This window comes from Sneathia sanguinegens (genome assembly GCF_001517935.1).
In the GTDB taxonomy this organism is placed as follows: domain Bacteria; phylum Fusobacteriota; class Fusobacteriia; order Fusobacteriales; family Leptotrichiaceae; genus Sneathia; species Sneathia sanguinegens.
Map to the genome: position 1 here is coordinate 104,631 of NZ_LOQF01000001.1, position 22,334 is coordinate 126,964.

Below are 22,334 nucleotides of genomic sequence, written 5' to 3' on the forward strand. Positions count from 1 at the left end.
TTCTCCTTTATTTTTTATTTTCTAAAATGTTTATAAAATCTGTTTCATTTAAAATTTGTATGTTTAATTTTTTAGCTTTTTCTAATTTAGAACCAGCCTTGGCACCAACTATTAAATAGTTTAAATTTTTTGAAATGGTAGTTAAATATTTACCGCCATATGTTTCAATAATATCCTTAATTTCTTCTCTTTTGAAATTTTCAAGAGTTCCTGTTGCAAGGAAAGTTTTTCCACTAATATATTTATTATATTTTGTTATTTTTTCCTGAGTTTCTAAGATAAAACCTATTTCTTTTAAGCCTTTTATTAATCTTAAATTATTTTTATCTTTAAAAAATTCTATAATAGAAGAGGCTACTTTTTCTCCAACTCCTTTAATTTGAGCTAATTTTTCATAATCAGCTTGTATAAGTTCATCAATATTTGAAATATTATTACAAATAAGGTTTGCTGTTGTTTTACCAACATAAGGTATTCCAAGAGAGTAAAGAACTTGATTAAAGCTATTATTTTTAGATTTTTCAATATTTTCAATTAAGTTATCGACATTTTTTTGACCTAACTTATCAAAAGTAATTAGATCATTTTTAAAATTCTTTAAATTATATATATCAAGTATATTGGTTATAAAGCCTAGTTTAATAAGTTTTTTTACTATTTTTTCTCCTAAGCCCTTTATATTCATACATTCTCTTGAAACAAAATATTCAATAGAACGCATAATTTTTTCTGGGCAAAAGGCATTCAAACATTTTATTGCTACCAAATTATCAAAAGTATGTAAGATTTCATTACAACTAGGACAATGTGTAGGTATTTTTACTTCAACTTGACTCTTATCTCTTTTTGAAAAGACAACATTTATAACTTGTGGGATAATTTCAGCAGCTTTTTCTACAACAACAATATCATTTATTCTTATATCTTTTTTTCTAAGTTCATCAAAATTATGTAAAGATGCTCTTTTTACAATAGAACCAGATAAGTCAATAGGTTCAAAATTTGCTACAGGAGTAATAACTCCAGTACGACCTACTTGAAAATCAATAGATAAAATTCTTGTTTCCTTTTGATCAGGTTTAAATTTATATGCTATTGCCCATCTAGGACTTTTTGCTGTATAACCAAGAGTTTCATAAGTTGATAAATCATTGACTTTCAGTACTAAACCATCAGTTTCAAAATTTAATTTTTTTCTTGCAACATTCCAATAATCAATAGATTTTTTTAAAGAATCAAAATCATTATGTAATTCGAAGACATTTGCTGTATCAAAGCCTAAATCCTTTAAAAGTTTAATACTATCAAGATGAGTTGAAAGTCCAAAATCTTCTGTATTTATTACATAGTAAAGAAAACAAGCTAAATTTCTATTAGCTACTATTTTTGAGTCTAGTTGTCTTATTGTACCACTAGCAGCATTTCTAGGATTTGAAAAAACTTCTTCTCCATTAGCCTCTCTATCTTTATTTATTCTATTAAATTCAGAAATTGGAAAAATAATTTCTCCACGAACTTCTATATCGATATCTTTTTTTAATATCTTAGGTATATTTTTTATTTGATAAATATTATCAGTAACATCTTCACCATAAATACCGTCTCCTCTAGTTAAAGCTTGAACTAATCTTCCATTTTTATATTGTAAATCAATGCTTAAACCATCTAATTTTAATTCTAAGACATAACTAATAGGGCTATTTAGAATTTTTCTTACTCTTAAATCAAAGTCTTTAATATCATCAATACTATAAGTATTAGCTAAACTTAACATAGGTCTTTTATGTTTTACCTTATGAAATTTTGTATTAATAGAACCACCAACTTTTTGGCTAGGTGAATATTCATTTTTAAATTGAGGATATTCTTTTTCAATTTGTTCTAATTCTTTGAGTAAAAGATCGAATTCTTTATCAGAAATTAAACTTTCATTTTTTTCATAATAATAATATGAGTATTTTTCTATTAAATCTTTTAATTCTTTATATCTTTCTAACATTAATTTGCTCCAGAATAATTAGGTGCTTCCTTTGTTATAATAACATCATGAGGGTGAGATTCTTTAAGACCAGCATTAGTAATTTTTACAAAAACACCATTTTCTTTTAATTCTTGGATAGTCTTAGAACCACAGTAACCCATACCAGCACGAAGACCACCACATAATTGAAATACTGTATCTTTTAATTTACCTTTAGCAGGAACCATAGATTCTATTCCTTCAGGTACAAGTTTATCTGTTGCAGCTTCTAATTGGAAATATCTATCTTTACTTCCTCTTTTCATTGCTATAAGTGAACCCATACCTACATAGCTTTTATAGCTTCTACCATTATATAAGATTTCTTCACCTGGGGCTTCTTTTGTACCTGCAAGTAAACCACCAAGCATTACACAATCAGCTCCAGCTGCAATGGCTTTTACAATATCACCAGATAATTTTATACCACCATCAGCAATAACACCTATTCCTAATGGATTACAATATTCACTAACTTCCATAACAGCACTTAGTTGAGGCATACCAACACCAGCTACTACCCGAGTAGTACAAATAGATCCAGGACCTATACCAACTTTTACAGCATTACAACCAGCTTCAACAAGGGCTTGTGCAGCTTCTTTAGTTACTATATTACCTCCAATAATTTGTAAATTAGGGAATTTTTGTCTTATTTCTTTAATTTTTTCTAGGACTCCTTTAGAATGTCCATGTGCAGAGTCAACAGTAATTATATCAACACCAGCTTCAACAAGGGCAGTAACCCTCTTAAGTGTATCTGTACCTATACCAACAGCAGCACCAACACGAAGTCTTCCTTTTTTATCCTTACAAGCGTTAGGATAGTTTACTATATTATCAATATCTTTTATAGTAATTAAACCTTTTAAAATCTTCCCTTCAACTATAGGTAATTTTTCAATTCTATTTTCCAATAGTATTTTTTTAGCTTCTTCAAAAGTAATATTTGGATTAGCAGTTATTAAATTTTCCTTTGTCATAACATCAGTAACTTTAAGAGATAAATCTTCACGATATTTTAAATCACGATTAGTAATAATACCTAATAATTCATTTTTATCATTTATTACAGGTAAACCAGAGATTCTATATTTTCTCATAAGATCATCAGCATCTTTTAGTATAGAATTAACATTAAGTGTAATAGGATTTGTAATCATACCACTTTCAGAACGCTTAACTTTATGAACTTCTTCAGCCTGTCTATCTATAGTCATATTCTTGTGTATAAAACCTATACCACCAACTCTAGCTAAGGCAATTGCAAGATTAGATTCTGTTACAGTATCCATAGCAGCACTAAGAATAGGCACATTAAGTGTAATTTCTTTTGTTAATTTAGTTTTTAAAATAACTTCACTAGGAATAACATTTGAAGCTTGTGGTATTAAAAGTACATCATCAAAGGTCAAACCTTCTTTAATAATTTTATTCAATTTTAGTCCCTCCTAACCAATTTATTATATTTTTTGTTTCAATAAAAGATTTACCATAAAAGAAATCTTTAGGATTATCTAACATTCCAGCATTAGCTGGATGATTGTGTATTATTTTTTTACCAGATAGTATATATTTTCCAAATTGAGCTGCATCTTTTCCCCAAATAAGATAAGTTATATTTGGATTTTTAAGAGAAATATATTTTATTAAATCTTTAAAAATATTATCCCAAAATTTATGGTGAGAGCCAGACTCTCCAATTTCAACAGTTAAGGCAGAATTTAAGAGTAGAGCTCCTTGACTTTCCCAAGATTTAAATAATTTATCTGGAGGTAAAATTTTAAATTTACCTACTTCTATGTCGAGTAAAATATCAGCAATATCCTTATATTCATTATTGTATGAAAAATAAAGTAATTTTAATATATTTTTAAGTGTTTTATTAACTAATTTGGTACCCCAAGATTTTGTCTTTATTTCAAAGGCAAGACCAGTAGCTATATTATATTGATAATAGGGATCTTTACCTATGATACATATCTTTTTATCAAAAAGACTGGTTTCAAAAGCTTTGAATATATTACTTTCATGTGGAGCATAATTTTTATTATTCATATTTAATTTTTTTATGAAGTTTTCAATAGTCGAGACCCTTTCTGTTGTGAAAAATTCTGTATAATCTGGATGAATATTGTACATTTTCATAAATTTACCTATAACAGAAGTATTGTCGTCATCAACTATTAATAAGGTTGCAATTTCTCCATCCTCACTTAGAGCATAAAGAGTATCTTCTTGATAAATTAATTTTTTTACTTCACTTTTGAAAATTTGAATTTTATTAATAACTTTGAATTTGTCGTTAGTAACTATAATTTCTCCCATAGAATTACCAAAATAGAACCATTCATCATCATTGGTTAAATAGGTTATTTTATAATCTGAAATGTGCTTATAATCATAAATTTCGCTAGTAGAAGCATCCCATATTTCAAGATAACCATTAAATTTTGTAGTTAATAAATTGATACCAACTAATTTCATAAATATATTGTTATCCAATGAAGTAATATTACTTATTTCTTCTAAGTCAGAAGTAAATATTTTAATATTATTTGAATTTTCATCAGTTTTTCTATTTTTTAGTATAATATTTTCATTATAGATACAAACAGAATAATTGTTTGAATATTCTTGTGAAAGTTTAAGGCTTAATCTTTTATTTGATAAAGTATCTATTAAATAAAGTGTTGAATCACTAGAGTTAATATATACAATTTTACCTAAAGGGCTAATAGCCATCGAGAGAATAGTGGCACTAGGTTTAAAAATACAAGCCATTATCTTTTTTGTAGAACTATCACATTTGTACACTTCATTTTTATTATTTGTTATATAAAAAGTAGAAGAAGCAAATAATTGATTCTCCTCTTTTATATAATTTATACTATCACAAAAACTTATTTTTCTTTTTAAGCACTTTGTTTCTTTATATTCATCATTGTAGAATATTAATTTTTCTCCTACGGTAATTAGATTATTCGTAAGAGGGTTTATTTCAAAATCTTTTGTTTTACAACTTGGTTTTATATAACATTTTAAGATAAGTTTCATAGTTAATTCCCACACTTAGATATTTCTATATATTTAATTTTAATTTTTAATTTATTAGTAAATAAATGTTCAAATTCTGTCATAATATTTTCATTTACTAAATCTGTACTATGTAAATCAGCTGTATGATAAGCAACTTTAAAATTTTTATGTTTATCTACAAGTTCAAGTACGGAATTATAATAAGCTAAATGGTCTGTTTTAAAGTATATTTTACCCCCAGCTTTTAGCAGAGGGTAAATTTTATCTAACAAATCATTTGAAATTATTCTCTTTTTTTCATTTTTTTCCCAAGGATCTGGAAAATTTATATAAAGACCAGCCAATTCATTTTCTGAAAATAGTTTATCTAATTGACTTGCATCAAAGCGAATAAATTTAATATTTTTAAGTTCTTTATTTTTAGCCTTTCTAGCTGAAAAGATAAGGCGTTTAAATCTTAATTCATCACCTATATAATTACAATTTGGTCTTCTTGTAGCTAGTTCTAATAAGAAATTAGCACTACCAGAACCTATTTCAAAATAAATATCATTTGTATTAGCAAAAATACTAGACCATTTGCCTTTGAATGAAAGTATTTCTTCTTGTGAGAAATATAGTAAATCTTCATAATTAGGCATTTGAAACATATAGGGATTATAATTAATCTTTTGTTTATTGAAAAAATATGTCCAAAGTTCTTTTCCCTTATATTCTATCATTAGTTTGCAACAGCTCCATCATCTACATATTTTTTTACTTCAGCATCCAAATTATATTTTTCTTTAATATCTTCTAAATATTTAGCAGTTTTTTCATTTAATTCTTTTTGGAATAAGTAACTTGAAATACGATTATATGCTTCTTGCATATCCATATTTTCAAAATCCTTTGTGTTGTCTACATAGTATCTACTAACTTTTTCTTCATTTATAACGATATCTTTTGAACAAATAACATTAACAAAGAATTTTAATCTGACTTCCTTTTTTAAAATATCAATATCATTTGCATTTTTATTATAAAAATCAGATTTTTTAGCTTCTTTATCTAGTAATTCAAAAAGAAGCATAGTTTTAATTAAATTAGGATCACCCTTTGTAAATACAATGTCTTCTTTCTTTAAAGTAACTGTATCTTCCATATTATGTACTAAAGAACTAACTAAGTCTTGTTCCAAACCGTAGTTAACTTCATTATTTAATTCATTTTTTATAATATCATGAGCCTTAGAAAAAGGTATTTTACTCTTTTCAAAGAATTCTTTATTTTCATTATATTTGTCAATAATAGCATTTTCAGTAACAATTACACGGGGTTCTACAGTTTTATGCATATAGAAATGGATAAGTTCATTTTTTTCAAGATATTTTAAATCTCTAAGTTCTGTTTCAGAAAAGTTGTAATTGTAACTTTCATTATATATAGCTCTTGAAACTAATAGATTAGTAATAGCCTCTTTGTTGTATTTCATGGCTTTTAATTCATCTTCAGTTAGTTCAAGTGTTAACATAAATATTCCTCCTTTATATATAAAAATGGTACCTAGGAAGGGACTTGAACCCTTATGGATTTCTCCGTCAGATTTTGAGTCTGATGCGTCTACCATTTCGCCACCCAGGCACCTAAAATTTATATCTTATTTTATAAGATTTTAATTAAAAAGTCAAGTCCATATTTAATTCAATTGGGCAGTGATCTGAGCCTAAAATATCTGAATGTATTTTAGAATCTATAAGTAAGGGTTTTAAATTGTCAGAGATTAAGAAATAGTCTATTCTCCAACCTGTATTTTTCGCTCTAGCATTTGCTCTATAAGACCACCAAGTATAAGCAAATTCCTTTGTTGGATAAAGATATCTAAAAGTATCTATATAAGCATTAGATATTAAATTATCAAATTTATTTCTTTCTTCTTTTGTGAAACCTGCATTTTTTGTATTGCTTTTTGGATTTTTAAGGTCAATTTCATTGTGAGCTACATTAAGATCACCACAAATAATAACTGCTTTTTTTTCTTTTAAGCTATTTAAATAGTCAAGAAATGCATCTTCCCAAGTCATTCTGTAATCTAATCTTAATAAACCATCTTTTGAATTAGGTGTATAAACAGTGACAAAGAAAAAAGTGTCATACTCAAGTGTTATAACCCGACCTTCTTTATCGTGTTCTTCTATTCCAATTCCATAGGTTATTGATAAGGGTTTTTTCTTTGTAAATATTGCTGTTCCTGAATAACCCTTTCTTTCTGCATAATTCCAATATATATAATAGTCATCTAGTGAAAAGTCAATTTGATTTGCAGAAAGTTTAATTTCTTGTAAGGCAATAATATCTGGCTTACTTTCAGCTAAAAAATCTAAAAAGCCTTTTTTTAAAACAGCTCTAAAACCATTCACATTCCATGAAATACATTTTAACATGTAGGATCACTATCCAATTCATGTATTAAATTATTTTTCTTCCAATATGCTGCTATGTATACAAAGGGTGTATCAGCAAGGGATACAATAAATTTAAGAGCATAAGTTGAAAAGATAAATTGAAGTAGAGTAGGTGTATCTACGACTCCAATAAAGGCTATAAGTGTAAAAGTAACACTATCTATAATTTGGCTGAAAATGGTACTAAAATTATTTCTTATCCAAATAGATCCAAAACTAGGAAATAGTTTTCTAATTGCTTGGTATGAGTACACATCTAAAAAGCTTGATATACCATAGGCAACAAGAGAGGCGAATGTTAGTCTATATAGAGGTGTAAATAGTACTTCTAAGTGAGGTTGTAATGTATCTATAGGAGTAGGTGAAATTTTAAGTGCGATATTCATTATAATAGTAACAAAAATCATTGTTAAAAAGCCCATCCCTACAATATGTTGTGCATATTTTTTACCATAATTTTCTGATAAAATATCAGCCACTAGGAATATACCACCATAGGCAATATTTCCCATTGTTGCATTTATTCCAAATAGACATATAAATTTATTAACTTGTATATTTGCAATAACAATTGAAAGAGGAATAAATAGCATAAGACCAATTTTCCCCCATTTTTTATAAGCATATAGTATGAAGCCATAATTAACAACTATGTATCCAAACCAAATAAGTTCATTTTTACCCATCAAAGTCTCCTTTTTTTTCTTTTGGTTAAATAATATCATAAAAGGTATGTAATTACAATATGATATATTAGTATAAATATAAAGGATTAACCCTTATTTATTTGAGTTAATCCTTCTTTTTTTTTAAAATTTATAATTAAATCTTAAACTATATTTTAGTTCTCTTTCATATGTAACACCAAATGTTGCTCCATATTTGTCTTTTTTATCTATTCCAACTTCTCCACCAACTTTTAAACTGTGTCTTCTATACCCAGGGATAGATAAATCATAATAATTATCTACACTAGAGAATTTCACTTTATTGGCTGTTGGATATAAGCTATTAATATCATAATGATATTCTAGATTTCCTTTAAGTGATAGGCATAAATTATTTTTTAATTTAATATCATACTTAGTATCTATTCCTATTTTAGGTGTTATGAAAAAGTATGAATGTTGCTTAGCACTTAGTTTAAGTGTAGGATCTGTTAAAGCAGTTTCATTAATATCAAGTATTTTATTATAACTAAGATTTACATTAATATAAGGTGTTAGTGTAAAGTTTTTTAATATGTCAATGTTATAACTTAATTTATTCTTAAAATCTATGTTATAACTCCAATAGTTTGCGTTATATTTATATTCTTTACCATTGATATTACTTACTCTATTAGTAATATGCTTGTTAATACCTAATTCTAATCTTGCTAAATATTTAGCCTTATATTCAGTTATTTCATGGTGTAGTCCGAATTTACCTGAACGGATTTCTTCATTTGAACCTAGTGAAGTAGGACCTGTAAATTTAAATTTAGAACAAATTAATCCAGCTGAGAAACCATATTTAGTAATTTTTGCTTCTCTATCATGTAAGTAAAGGAAACCATATGTAGTTTTATCATATGAAGATACACCAAAAGTTTCATCAATATGTTTATTCTTAGAATATATTATACTGAATTTATGAACTAAATCTGTAGCATTGTGAGAATTTAAAACTTCTTTATATGAATTATTAAATGTATCATCAACATCTAGCATTCTTTCTTGTATATTAGAGTATATGTCACCTCTTATATTAGCTATTGCATTTGTAAGTTCTTTTTTATTAGATATATTATCTAGATTTTTGAATATATCTGATTGCTTATATTTAGGTATATTAGCTCTTACTTTTTCTAAACTTTCACCTAATTTAATATTTTTTTCACCCTTAAGCATAATTGTATATGGTATACGAACCATCATAATATCATATGTCTTTGTATCAGGTTCAGTTTTACTAATTTTTGCTACCCATGAAGCAGATTGTGATGTAACATCACCAGAGAATTTACCAAAACCATTTTCAGTTCTAGGTCTGAATACATCTTTATAAACCAGCTTATTAACACTATTTCCCATAGAGAAATTAGAAGTTACAATAGCAGTACCAGCTATTGATTTTGCATCTATTATTGGTTTATTATCATGTTCAAAATCTAGGTACATATTGTTAATATCAACAGTTCCATTAACCTTTATTGTACCACCATTAACAACTTTAATATTGTTAGGGAATTTAACACTACCATTAAATTTAATATTTATATCCGCAATATTGGCTTTTTTATTCATTGTCTTTATTTTATCACTTGGAATATTACCAGCCCCACTTATAGTAGAGTCAAATGAGTGGAATATACCTGTAGAATTAGCATCAATATTAAATGTTCCTCTGTTAATTATTGTATTTTTACCATAAGCTGATATACCATATGATGATAGATTACTAATATTAAATGTAGCACCTTGTTCTATGGTAATATTACCAGTTGAGTCTTCATTAGTCATAATACCATAACTTCCATTTGAAACATTTATTGTACTACCATTTTTTATAGTTACATTTGAATGTCCCTTAGCAAAGATACCTATAGTTTCAGGTTTAGAAACATTTAAGGTACCTTTGAATGTAACATCTGAATTATCAGCATAAATACCTGCAGAATTTTTCTTTTCTCCAACAGTAATGTTACCGTTGTATGTTAAGTTACCATTTTTAGTATATATTCCTATGGCTTCACTACCAAGGTTCATATTTTCTATATTAGCAGTAATATTTCCTCTATTATTAGAGTCGTTTATATAATAAAGGGCATAACCTTTATTATCAACCTTAATATTTTTAGAAGTTATATTAACATTACCATTACCTTCTTTAAATATTCCAACAGCATCTTGACTAACAGTAATATCTCCACTTTGAGTAATATCTTTAGTACCTTTAGAATATATTCCTATACTATTAGAAGTAATATTACCATTAGATACTATTTCTGCTTCTTCAGAGTAGATTCCAACTGCATCTTTACCTGTAACACTAATATCACCTGTAGAATTTATTTCACCATTTTTACCTGCTAGACCTATAGCATTTTCTCCATTAATAGTTACCTTTCCAGTTGAAATAAGTTTATTATTTTCAACATAGATACCCTTAGCATTTTTACTAGTTACATTTAAACTTCCAGCATTTTTTACTTCTGCACCCTTACTATATACTCCTATACCATTTTCCAAGATAGTGGTACTAGAACCATTAAGACTAATTGTGCCTGTTCCATTCTTGTATACTCCAATAATATCCTTATTAACTACTAAGTTGTTGTTAAAAGTAATATCTCCAGTTTCTTTAGAATATATTCCAGCAGCACCTTCTTTTCCATCACTTATTGTCATAGCATTAGAAATAGTTACATTAGAATTTTTAGCCTTAACACCTATACCATCATTATTATCCAATGAAATCTTAGAACCATTAAGTGTTACAGTACCATCTTCAGAGTATATTCCTAGTCCTTTACTTGTAATATCACCAGTTTGTGTGATAGTAGCATGTTTTGAGTAAATACCGGCACTATTTTCACCACTAACACTAATATTATTTACATTAATTTTTCCTGTACCAGTAGAATATATACCAAATGATGTAGAACCAGATATATTAAGATCTTTTGCAAGAATATCTTGATTAGCTAAGTTATATATTCCATAATTATCCAAGCCTTTAATTTCTAAATTAGAAGCCTTAATTCCCTTACCTGTTCCTTTTGAATAAATATATATTTGGTTTGTTTTGTCAAGAGCAATATTGTTAACTTCAAATTCCTTATTTAAACTTTCTAGAACATAAGCTTTAGAGTTATTACCAATTAGGCTTACAGTAGGTAAAGTACCATTATAGTCATTTTGTATGTATAGACCTAAACCATTTTGAACATCTATTTTAAATTTGTCTATCTTACCTTCATTAATATATGCACCAGTTCCACTCGTTACATTAATTGTTGTTTCTTTATCTGCAGTAATAGTTGCCTTATCAGCTCCTAAACCTAGACCACCATTTACAGTTAAATTATCAAAATTATTTAAGGTTATAGTAGCCTTTTCTTTTGCATACACTAATTTTGAGTCTGTATCAGCTTTAATTTCACCTTCAAAAGTTACATTTTTTTCTCCTTGTGCATAAAGGGCAAGAGAGTTTTTACCTACAGTAATATTAGCTTTAACAGTAGCATCAGCATTTTTAAATGCTAAACCTGTACTCTTATCACCTACAGATATTTTAGAGCCTTCATTTATTGTATAATGAGCATTTTGAAGTCCAACACCCTTAGAATTATTAGCTAAATGAATATCTAAATTTGAAAGAGTAATATTTTTATTTTCTTCATAAGTATCATTAAGGATAAATAAACCAGTTTGATTATCTTTTTCGCTTGTAATCTTACCTACTGAATAGTTTGAATCACCAGAAATATTTTCTGAATAAATACCAACAGAATGTTCGCCATTTAAAGTAATTTCTGTATTTTTAAGATCTACTTTTTTAGTTAAGTAGATACCAACACCATTTTCTCCTATACTAATCTTATTACTTTCAACATTTACATTATCAGCATAAATACCTATAGTAGATTTCATACCATCTGAAGTAATGATTTCTCCGTTATTTTTTAATGTATTAGTACCAGTTCCAGTTGATTGTGCATATATTCCAGTAGCATTATCACTACATAGAGTTATTTTACCACTAGAAGAAAAATTATGATTTTTAGCATCTGTGTAATATAGCCCAATACCTAAAGAGTCTGTCTTAACAGAATATGAAATATCTGAAATAGCTTCTGCATTTCTAGAAATTAGCAGAGTACCCATACTATTTTCATCAAAGGTTAGTTTAGGGCCTAAAGTAAGCTTACCACCATTTTGATATATTGCAGTCGCTCTATTTGATAGGTGCATCTTAGTATTTTCAGTACCTATTTTTACATCTGCAGTACTATCAACAAAAATACCTGTACCTCCATCTATATTAAAGGAACTATCTTTAGTAACCAAATTACCTTTTGCTAAAATACCTATAGAATCTTTGCTTGTTTTAATAGTACCTGAATAATTAACTGTTGAATTTTCACTTACAGCAATACCAATAGTATGTTTAGCCTTATTTTCAATATTAACTTTTAAATCACCATTATATGTACTATCTGCATAAACACCTGTATTGTAATTAACACCATTTTCATCTTTATGACCTTCAGTTACTTCTACACTAGCACCATCTTTAAATGAAACTTTATTGTCTTTTAGATAAACACCTATAGAAGTTCTACCATTTGCTGTAGAAATTTTACTACTTATTTCTGTATTACCTGTAGCATAAAGGGATACTAGGTTATTAGGTAATTCTCCTTCTTTAACAGTTGGTTTTATTTCAAAATCAACTTTAGAATTATTTGCATAAACGGCAACAGCATTGTCATTTGTTAGATTTATAGACCCTCCTGTAACCATGTCTTTTCCGGCTTCTTTTAAATATATTCCTATATTATCAGCACTAATCTTACCAGTATTAGCAAATTTTGTTTCATTTCCATTAACATAAACACCTACTGAATTTTTCTTTTGTGAGACAATTTCTTTCGTATTAGTTCCTATAGAACCTTTATCTAAATACATTCCTATACTATTGTTAGATACACTAATTTTACCATTATTAGTTAAATTAACATTTTTACCAGTTTTCATACCTGTCATTGCTACAGAAGGTTTATTATCAACTTCATTATCTACAGTAATATTTCCTGTGTTTTCTACACTTCCATCATTTGCATAGATAGCATGGCTATCAGAACTAGTTAAGGTTAAATTGCCACTATTTGTAAAAGTAGATTCATTAGCTACAAAGGCTAGAGTATTAGATGAACCTAAAGTTGCCTTAATTTCACCTGTATTTGAAACTTTAGCTTTATTTAAATAAAGTCCTATTAGTTTTGTATCATTATCTATTGATATGTTAGAAGTATTTTTACTAGATTTAGAATCTTTAAAATATACACCAACAAGGCTATCTTTTTTATCAGTATCCTTATTTACAAGTTTAATATTACCTTCATTAAGGTTAGCTTCTTCTATATATATACCAGTACCTTTAGTAGATAAATTTAGTGAGTTATCACCTGAAAAAGTGATGTCTCCTGCTATACCATAAATACCTACAGCACTATTATTACTAAATATGTTGACATTATTTAATTTTGTACTTTTTTCGTTATATATTCCAATAGTATCTTGATTTTTAACTTCTATATTCTTAATTTCTACTGTATTATTATTCTTTGAATAAATACCTGTAGCCTTATCTGAAACTGTAATTTTGTCACCAGTTAATTTATTTTTTTCTTCTAAATAGATACCGGTAAATCCTTTTTTGCCATCTTCAGATTTAATTGAAATTTCATTAGTACCTAAATTAATTTCATTTTCACTAAGTGCAAAAATATATGTATTATTTTGTGAACCCTTAGATTTAAGTTCAGTAAAACTAGCATTATTAAATTTAGAATTCTTAAATAGGTATGCAATACTATGGTCTGAATTTTCTCCAAAAGTAATAGGTGTAGTTAATTTCAATTTAGTTGAATCTGTAATATTAGCTATATATGAACCTATTACATTTTTTGCATTTACATTAATATTTCCAGAAATATTTAAGTTTTTTTCACTAGAATCAAAGTATATACCTTTTCCTAATTCACCATCTAGTTGTATATTTCCATTAAGTGTAACATCACTATTACTACTTAAAATACCAAAAGATTTTTCAGAAACTTTTATTGTTTTATCTTTTCCATAAGTAATGCTACCATTATCACCATTAATACCTACACCATCTTCACTTGTAGTTATATCGGCATTAACAGTTAATGCTTTGGACTTAGTATAGTATGAGGTTATCTTTTTACCTTTTGCATCTATAACAAGGTCAGTTTCTAAGTCATTTTCAGAATAAAGACCTACATTATCAATAAGCTCGCCATTATTTTCGATTTTAAGGGTTTTACCACTTTCTATTTTCGAAGAACCTTTTACAAATATTGCTGTACTATTATTACTATTAAATTTTATAGTACCCGGGTCTTTTATAATAGATGAATCAGAATATATTCCAACATTTTTGTTACTAAGTTCTATAGTACCAGTATTAGAAACAGTTCCTTTATGTGAATAAATACCATTAGAATGTTCACCTGATGCTATGATCTTACCAGAGTTTACAACATTGTTATCAGTAGTTTCTTTATCAATATTGTTCGCATATATACCTGTAGAATTAGCTTTTTTAATTTGTATAGTTCCCTCATTGGTTATATTTATCTTTCCATCACCGAATTTATCATTTTCAATACTATTTGTAGCTTTTCTATAATTTTCACCTAATATACCTACAGAATTAGAACTTCCGACAGTTATCTCACCTTTATTATTAACTTCTGAACCATTTACAGCATATATACCAACTGCTTGTTTATTATCAAACTTTTCTTCATTTTCAACTAAAATTTTAGATTCTTTATCTACATTTATTTTTCCATAATCGATAAATAGACCTATTGCACCATTACCTTCTTCAGTTCTATCAGCACTTATATTAGATTTAACTATATTAATTTGAGTTTCATCATTAGATTGTGCAGAAGGTGATGAACTTAATTCAAGAGCAACTACTTGATTATTGAATTTACTAGCTTCGCTATTATTTAAAATAGCAGAAATCTTACTATTTTCATGTGTAGTAGCTTTTAATTTTTGTATAAGTAGACGATTATAGAATTGGAAACCATCTTTTTTAGCTTTCTTTTCGTCTGTATCAGGAACACCATTTATGTCATCAGAAGAAATAGCAGACTTATCAAGACTACCTATTTGAATACTACCACCTTCTATAGCTGAAATCTTGTAAAATTCTCCAGGTTTTCCAACTCCAGGTTGAGTAATAAGTTGAGTTAAGTCTACATTTGGATTAGTTTTTTTAAGTTTTTCCTTTATGAGATTTATGATATATTCTCTTATTCCACCTTTAGTATCTAAATTATTTGAATTTTTTAGATTAAATAGAATTACATCATCAGATTCAGGTTTAATTCTTGTTTTATTATTTAATATTACATTTTGTTCGTTATTTTCATTTTGGTCTACATCAAAACCTAGAGCTTCTCCTTTTAGTGTAATAGTTGCATCAGATAAATCAATTTTACCCTTTCCATCGGTATAAACAGAGTAACCTTTACCCTCATAAGTTAGTTGTCCACCATTAAAATTGATTTTAGAATTATCATCATTAGCAGAAAGCCCAGCCATTATATTTTTGGCAGTTATATTTGTCTTTTTAGCATCTATAATTCCACCTTTTTTAGCTTCAAGAGCAGTGCCATTAGAAAGAGTATCGTTATTTATTGCAATATTAGCCCCTTCTTTTAAGTTAATATGTCCATTATTTATAGCATAACCAGCAGCAACATCATCACCACTTATATTAATATTCAAATCAGCATTTGTTAAATCAATAGTACCAGTATCAGCATAAATAGAAATAGAGCCCTTTGATGTACTTGAAACTTTACCCTTAATTGAAATATTCTTGTTATCAGTATATACTAATTTATTTCTCTTACCAGAAGCTGTAATATCACCAACATAATCAATACTTCCACTTTTATTATCCTTCTTTTGAGAAAGAAGACCAATATTATCTTCCCCATCAATATCTATTTTACCTTCTGATATATGAAGTTCTCCATCAGAAGCAAATATTGCCGTACTATTTTTAGCAAATTTGCCCAACTTAATATCTGCAATTTTTATTTTAGCCGTATTAGAGTTTGCATAAAATAGACCAATACTGTTGTCGACATTGTCTTCACTATAGTCTTTATTTTTGTCTTCATCATTATCTTCAGTATTTTCTTCACTATTGTCTTCGTTATTTTTCCCTATATTTCCCACATTAGGTATTTCCTTGACTTCTGGTTTGGCTTTTTCAGATTCATAATCTTCACCTTCTTCATTACCTGGAAATTCATCAGTCCAAGTTACTTTCTCCTTATTATTCCCTTTTTCTCCAATATTAACTCTTAATTGTAGATTTTCTTCAGGAACTTTTGAAACATCACCAGGTAGAAAAACCCCAACAGCTTCATCACCAAAAATATTTATGGGTTTAAGTAAATATATACCACTTTTTTCACCTAGAGCTGCAGGTCGTTTAAGACTTACACCAGTACTATGGGCACCATAAATATTAAATTCACCGTTGTTAATAAAGGCAGTGGAAATCTTATTTTGAAATCCATCTATTCCTGATTCAGTAAAATACATTCCAATAGCGTTTTTACTATATATATTTATTTTACCTTTTTGTCCATTTGCATATATATATCTTTGAAAATCACTGTATTCAGGAGTACTATCAGGAGTACTATAAAATATTATTTGATTTTTAATGTCTGGATCATAATCTTCATCATTTGTTGTATAATTTAGGGCTGAAATATTTCCGTTATTATTAAAAACACTTAGTCTTTTATTAGAGTGCTCATAATTCCGTTGAGTAGTTATTGTGATAAATTTAGCATAAGACCCTAATAGTTTTACAGTAGCTTCAGAATTAAATAGAGTTATTCCAGTTGGAAAAATTTCACTTTCTTTTATTTTCCCATTTTTGTCTTTTTTTTCAAATTTAAAAGTATCATCATCTTTTAACTTACTAAGGTCTTTATATCCCTTAATTTCTTTATATAGATCATCTGGTACAACCTTATACTTATGCAAATTTTCTAAAGTTTGTGATGAGTTACTATCTGTTTCCATATATATGACGGTATTAGGGTTTATATTTTCAAAACGATTTTGACTGTTAGGATCACTAGTGGTTTTATTTTCTGCATTAGATATATATGATATATCAACATCTTTACTCAAATATCCATAAGCAGAACTATTTAATCCATAAAAAGTTTTGTAAGCATAATATTTAATAGTTCCTATATCTTTAGGTTCTAAAAAATCACTATTTTTTTCTTTTGGATCTTTTAATGTAAATTGTTTAGGTTCTTTTAAATAGTTAGCATCATTTAGTTTTATAGGATTGCTGTAGGAAAGATCATTAGGATTAGCATAATAGTTAGGTTTACTATCATAATTCTTATATGAAAAATATGTTTCGTCAGAATCAGCATAATTATTAATTTTAAATGTCCCCTTAGTTATACTAACTTGTCCAACTATACCTCTGTTATAGTTATGATTTGGAGAACTATTAGCCTCATTACTTAAAAGTTTGTATGCTGTATTATTTATTACACTTTCAAATCCAGTATCCCCTATTTCTACTGGAGTTTCTGGTTCTTGTAGGACTAATTCTTCAAAATGTGGGGGTGTTACTATTCTTTTATCAAATTTGATGTCAATGTTTTGTGGTTGTATATCGTTTTGTATTTTTGTTGCTGAAATATTTGTGTATGTAAGCTTTTTTGGTTGAATTTGATCGATTTTTTCAATATGTATATCTACGTTATTTTGTAAAGTTATTGGAGTAATAGGGTTTATATCTATTTTTTGTATCTTAATAGGATCTTTTGTTTCTGGCTTGTTTTGTGGTTTATTAATTTTTTCGTCCTTTATTTCAGGATTATCAAAATTAATATTATCTAAAGCTTTAATTTTTAAAGTACTATTTTTAGGTTCTATTAAAGAAATATTAGGTGCTTTTTTTGGAACTAAACCAGCTGAAAAACTTACAAAATCCGTATATTTTGTATTAATCTTTTTTACTCCATATGAACCAAAGCTAGAGTAATTTTGTTTTGTGCTTAAAGTCTTTGGATAGTCAGGATAAGAAAAATTTTTAAGAGTATTATCAAAATTCGCATTTCTATTAAAATTACCATTAAAAAATATTTGATATGAAGTTTCATTTGCATAAGAGCATACTCCACCGGTAATTAAAAAAGAAATGAGCAAGCCCATTGAAAAACTGATTTTTCTATTATTTTTCATACATCTTTTGAGATTTTTTTGTATATTAGATATTTTATCCATAAATTCTCCTTTTTTTAAAATAACATTAATATATGTACAATATTAGCATTATATAGTACAAAAAGTCAATTATGTAGAGGAGTGGAAAATATAGTTTTAAAAAATTTTTTTAATATTTTATCAGCTAAGTTAGCATACCATATTATGGATTTATGCTAAGGTTGATTTTTAAATGAAAAAATAGTAAAATTTAAGGGTAAAATGGAAAGGAATATTTATGAATAAATATGATGTAATTGTTGTAGGAGCAGGACATGCAGGTGTGGAAGCAGCTCTTGCTAGTGCAAGGTTAGGTTTAAAAACAGGTTTGTTTACTATATATCTAAATACAATAGCACTTATGAGTTGTAATCCTTCTATTGGAGGACCTGGTAAAAGTCATTTGGTGTCTGAATTAGGTATGCTAGGTGGACAAATGGCAAAGCACATAGATAAGTATAACCTACAATTAAAAAAATTAAATCATACAAAGGGGCTTGCAGCTAGGATAATTAGAGCTCAGGCTGATAAGTATGAGTATAGAATTAAGATGAGAGAAGTTGTTGAAAAACAAAAAAATTTATCTGTAGTTCAAGCTCATGTGAATGAATTAATAATAGAAGATGGCAAGATAAAAGGACTTATAGATAATTTAGGAATAAAATATGAAGCAAAGGCTGTTATTTTATGCACAGGGACTTTTCTAGAAGGTAAGTATATTATAGGGGATGTTAAATATAGTTCAGGGCGAGCAGGTGAAGTAGCATCAAATAGTTTAGCTAACTCTTTAAGAAAAGCTGGAATAGAATTAGATAGATACCAAACAGCAACTCCACCTAGACTTTTAAAAAGTTCTATTGATTTTAGTTCAATGGAAAGATTAGAAGGTGAAAAAGAACCAGAATATTTTTCTTATGAAACTGAAAAGAAAAATGAGGATATGCGGGCAACATATTTAACTTATACTACAAAAGAAACTATAGAAGTGGCAAAAGAATTACTTAAATATTCACCTATAGTTACGGGAATTGTTAGTACAAAGGGACCAAGACATTGTCCTTCATTAGATAGAAAAGTTTTAAATTTCCCTGATAAATACGATCATCAAATATTTCTTGAAGAAGAATCAAGAGAAAGTGATGAAATATACATAAATGGATTTACTACAGCTATGCCACCTTTTGCTCAAGAAAAAATGTTGAAGACTATAAAGGGATTAGAAAATGCAAAAATAGTTAGATATGGATATGCAGTTGAGTATGACTATATACCAGCACATCAAATAAAGTACACTTTAGAATCAAAAATAGTTGATGGTCTATATACTGCAGGTACATTAAATGGTACAAGTGGTTATGAGGAAGCAGCAGCACAGGGCTTTTTAGCTGGAGTTAATGCAAGTAGAAAAATATTAGGTAAAAGTCCAATTATTTTAGATAGAAATGAAGCATATATTGGAGTTATGATAGATGATCTTATTACCAAAAACACTCCAGAACCTTATAGGGTATTGCCATCAAGAGCAGAATATAGGCTAACTTTAAGACAGGATAATACTTTTTTAAGATTATTAGAAATTTCAAAAGAAATAGGAATATTTCCTAAAGAAAAAATAGCTTATTTGGAAAAATGCAAAAAAGAAATAGAAGAAGAAATTTCAAGATTAAAGTCTATAAAAATATATCCTAGCAAAGAAACTAATGAAAAATTAAAAAAGATAGATGAAAAGGTTTCAATGTCAAGTCCTATGACTGCCTTTGATTTTTTAGGAAGACAAGAAATTAACTACACTAATCTAGCGAATTTTGTGGAAATTAAAAATTTAGATAAAATAGTTATAGAGCAGGTAGTTATAAACGCAAAGTATTTTAATTTTATTGAAAGAGAAAAAAAACAAATAGAGGAATATAGGAAATTAGAAAATATGAAGATACCAGAAGATATAGTTTATGATGAAATAAAAGGTATTAGTAATATAGCAAAATCTAGTTTGAAATACTATAGACCTGAGAGTATAGCTAAGGCTAGTCGTATAAGTGGGGTAACACATAATGATATAGCTTTATTGATAGGATATATAAATGGAATATGCTAAATTTGATTATACCTTGAAGTATAATAAAGAGGAAATATATAAGGCGATAATAAAGACAAGAAGAAAAGTTGTTTTTAGAAATGAAAAACTTATAGAAGTTTGGTTGAAAGAAAAAAAATATGAAAAAATTTCAATTTTTATGGAAGATAAGACTAAGAAAATAGGTGTAGATTTTGAAATAAAAGAAATAACAGCTGGAAAATGCAAATTGTATATAACTTATGAGTATAAGAAAAGATCAGTTGTATTAGATGTTTTTTCATATTTGATTGTTAATATAAAAAGGGAAATTGAAGATTATATAAAAATTTTAGAAAAGGAGCTAGAAAAGATGAGATTTGATTACAAGTACACAAAAAATGCAATAAAAGAAAGTGAATTAGAAGCATTGAAACCTTTTGCATATACTGCAAAAGAAATTTTAGAAGAGGCTAAGGGACAAGGTAATGATTTTCTTGGTTGGATAGATTTACCAAGAGATTATGATAAAGAAGAATTTGAAAGAATAAAGAAAGCAGCTGCAAAAATTAGAAAAGATAGCGAAGCATTAGTGGTAATAGGTATAGGAGGGTCTTATTTAGGAGCTAGAGCAGCAATAGAATTTTTATTACCAACTTACTATAATCAAACTAAAAAACCTGAAATATATTTTGTAGGAACAAGTATAAGCTCTAATTATTTACATGACATAATAGAATTAGTAAAAGATAAAGATTTTTCTATAAATGTAATTTCAAAATCAGGAACTACTACAGAACCAGCAATAGCATTTAGAATATTTAAGAAAATATTAGAAGAAAAATATGGTAAAGAACAAGCTGCAAAAAGAATATATGCAACAACTGATAAGGAAAAAGGAGCATTGAAAGTTTTAGCAGATAAGGAAGGTTATGAAACTTTTGTTGTGCCAGATAATGTTGGTGGAAGATTTTCAGTATTAACAGCAGTTGGACTTTTACCTATAGCAGCAGCTGGTATAAATATAGATGAATTAATGAGGGGAGCTTATGAAGCAAGTTTAGACTTCAAAAAACCTTATGAAGAAAATTCAGCAATGAAATATACAATTTTAAGAAATATTCTTTATAGAAAAGGTAAAATGATGGAAATATTTGTAAATTATGAACCTAGATTACACTATATTTCTGAATGGTTAAAACAACTATTTGCTGAATCAGAAGGTAAGGATTTTAAAGGTATTTATCCAACATCAGCTGATTTTTCTACAGATTTACATTCAATAGGTCAATCTATTCAAGAAGGTAGAAGAATGATGTTTGAAACAGTAATTAGTATAAAAGAACCTGAACATGATATATATATTGAAAAAGATGAACAAAACTTGGATGGTTTAAACTTTATAGCAGGTAAGAGCCTTGATTATGTAAATAAGATGGCTTGTAAAGGGGTTACTTTAGCACATTATGATGGACAAGTGCCTATTATGGAAATAGAAATTGAAAAAGCTAATGAATATAATTTGGGATATTTATTCTATTTCTTTGAAAAGGCTGTAGGAATATCTGGATATATGAATGGAATTAATCCATTTGACCAACCTGGAGTAGAAGCATATAAGAGAAATATGTTTGCCCTACTTAAAAAACCTGGATATGAAAAAGAAACTGAAGCTATATTCAAGAGATTGGAAGAGGAATAGT

10 protein-coding genes and 1 tRNA gene are annotated in these 22,334 nt (G+C 27.6%); 2 read left to right on the top strand and 9 right to left on the bottom strand.

The genetic code is table 11. The features are described 5' to 3' along the window. Nucleotides 1-7: 7 nt before the first annotated feature. The 9 genes from ligA to AWT65_RS00535 form a co-directional block, all read right to left on the bottom strand. Nucleotides 8-1,999 (bottom strand): NAD-dependent DNA ligase LigA, encoded by a 1,992-nt coding sequence (ligA, locus tag AWT65_RS00495; RefSeq protein ID WP_066728222.1) that lies wholly within the window; start codon nucleotides 1,997-1,999, stop codon nucleotides 8-10. Further along, nucleotides 1,999-3,459, bottom strand: coding sequence for an IMP dehydrogenase (gene guaB, locus AWT65_RS00500; protein ID WP_066728223.1), 1,461 nt, complete (start codon nucleotides 3,457-3,459; stop codon nucleotides 1,999-2,001). The genes ligA and guaB overlap by 1 nt, the downstream gene beginning before the upstream one ends. Continuing rightward, entirely contained in the window at nucleotides 3,452-5,077 is a 1,626-nt protein-coding gene (locus tag AWT65_RS00505; RefSeq protein WP_066728225.1) for a uracil-DNA glycosylase, read from the bottom strand. Before AWT65_RS00505 ends, guaB begins: the two co-directional genes overlap by 8 nt. A gap of 2 nt (nucleotides 5,078-5,079) precedes the next feature. Beyond that, nucleotides 5,080-5,781, bottom strand: coding sequence for a tRNA (guanosine(46)-N7)-methyltransferase TrmB (gene trmB / locus AWT65_RS00510; protein WP_232292768.1), 702 nt, complete (start codon nucleotides 5,779-5,781; stop codon nucleotides 5,080-5,082). Further along, the gene (locus tag AWT65_RS00515; protein WP_066728227.1) at nucleotides 5,781-6,572 is read right to left on the bottom strand and encodes a hypothetical protein; all 792 of its coding nucleotides are present in this window, start codon (nucleotides 6,570-6,572) and stop codon (nucleotides 5,781-5,783) included. Before AWT65_RS00515 ends, trmB begins: the two co-directional genes overlap by 1 nt. A gap of 26 nt (nucleotides 6,573-6,598) precedes the next feature. Further along, nucleotides 6,599-6,682: transfer RNA gene (locus AWT65_RS00520), tRNA-Leu, on the bottom strand. 35 nt (nucleotides 6,683-6,717) lie between these two features. After that, nucleotides 6,718-7,482, bottom strand: a complete 765-nt coding sequence (locus AWT65_RS00525) for an exodeoxyribonuclease III (RefSeq protein WP_066728229.1) — start codon at nucleotides 7,480-7,482, stop codon at nucleotides 6,718-6,720. Then, the gene (locus tag AWT65_RS00530) at nucleotides 7,476-8,189 is read right to left on the bottom strand and encodes a queuosine precursor transporter (RefSeq protein ID WP_066728231.1); all 714 of its coding nucleotides are present in this window, start codon (nucleotides 8,187-8,189) and stop codon (nucleotides 7,476-7,478) included. Before AWT65_RS00530 ends, AWT65_RS00525 begins: the two co-directional genes overlap by 7 nt. 123 nt (nucleotides 8,190-8,312) lie before the next feature. Next, entirely contained in the window at nucleotides 8,313-18,599 is a 10,287-nt protein-coding gene (locus AWT65_RS00535) for an autotransporter domain-containing protein (RefSeq protein ID WP_066728233.1), read from the bottom strand. Nucleotides 18,600-18,816: 217 nt separating this feature from the next. Between AWT65_RS00535 and mnmG the strand changes: the two genes are divergently transcribed. Next, entirely contained in the window at nucleotides 18,817-20,673 is a 1,857-nt protein-coding gene (gene mnmG, locus AWT65_RS00540; protein ID WP_066728235.1) for a tRNA uridine-5-carboxymethylaminomethyl(34) synthesis enzyme MnmG, read from the top strand. Nucleotides 20,674-21,004: 331 nt separating this feature from the next. Then, nucleotides 21,005-22,333, top strand: coding sequence for a glucose-6-phosphate isomerase (locus tag AWT65_RS00545; protein WP_066728373.1), 1,329 nt, complete (start codon nucleotides 21,005-21,007; stop codon nucleotides 22,331-22,333). Nucleotide 22,334: the final 1 nt, after the last annotated feature.

Coding starts and splice junctions, on each gene's coding strand:
- ligA (WP_066728222.1), bottom strand. CDS start 1,999: ATGTTAGAAAGATATAAAGAATTAAAAGATTTAATAGAAAAATACTCA.
- AWT65_RS00505 (WP_066728225.1), bottom strand. CDS start 5,077: ATGAAACTTATCTTAAAATGTTATATAAAACCAAGTTGTAAAACAAAA.
- trmB (WP_232292768.1), bottom strand. CDS start 5,781: ATGATAGAATATAAGGGAAAAGAACTTTGGACATATTTTTTCAATAAA.
- AWT65_RS00515 (WP_066728227.1), bottom strand. CDS start 6,572: ATGTTAACACTTGAACTAACTGAAGATGAATTAAAAGCCATGAAATAC.
- AWT65_RS00525 (WP_066728229.1), bottom strand. CDS start 7,482: ATGTTAAAATGTATTTCATGGAATGTGAATGGTTTTAGAGCTGTTTTA.
- AWT65_RS00530 (WP_066728231.1), bottom strand. CDS start 8,189: ATGGGTAAAAATGAACTTATTTGGTTTGGATACATAGTTGTTAATTAT.
- AWT65_RS00535 (WP_066728233.1), bottom strand. CDS start 18,599: ATGGATAAAATATCTAATATACAAAAAAATCTCAAAAGATGTATGAAA.
- mnmG (WP_066728235.1), top strand. CDS start 18,817: ATGAATAAATATGATGTAATTGTTGTAGGAGCAGGACATGCAGGTGTG.
- AWT65_RS00545 (WP_066728373.1), top strand. CDS start 21,005: ATGAGATTTGATTACAAGTACACAAAAAATGCAATAAAAGAAAGTGAA.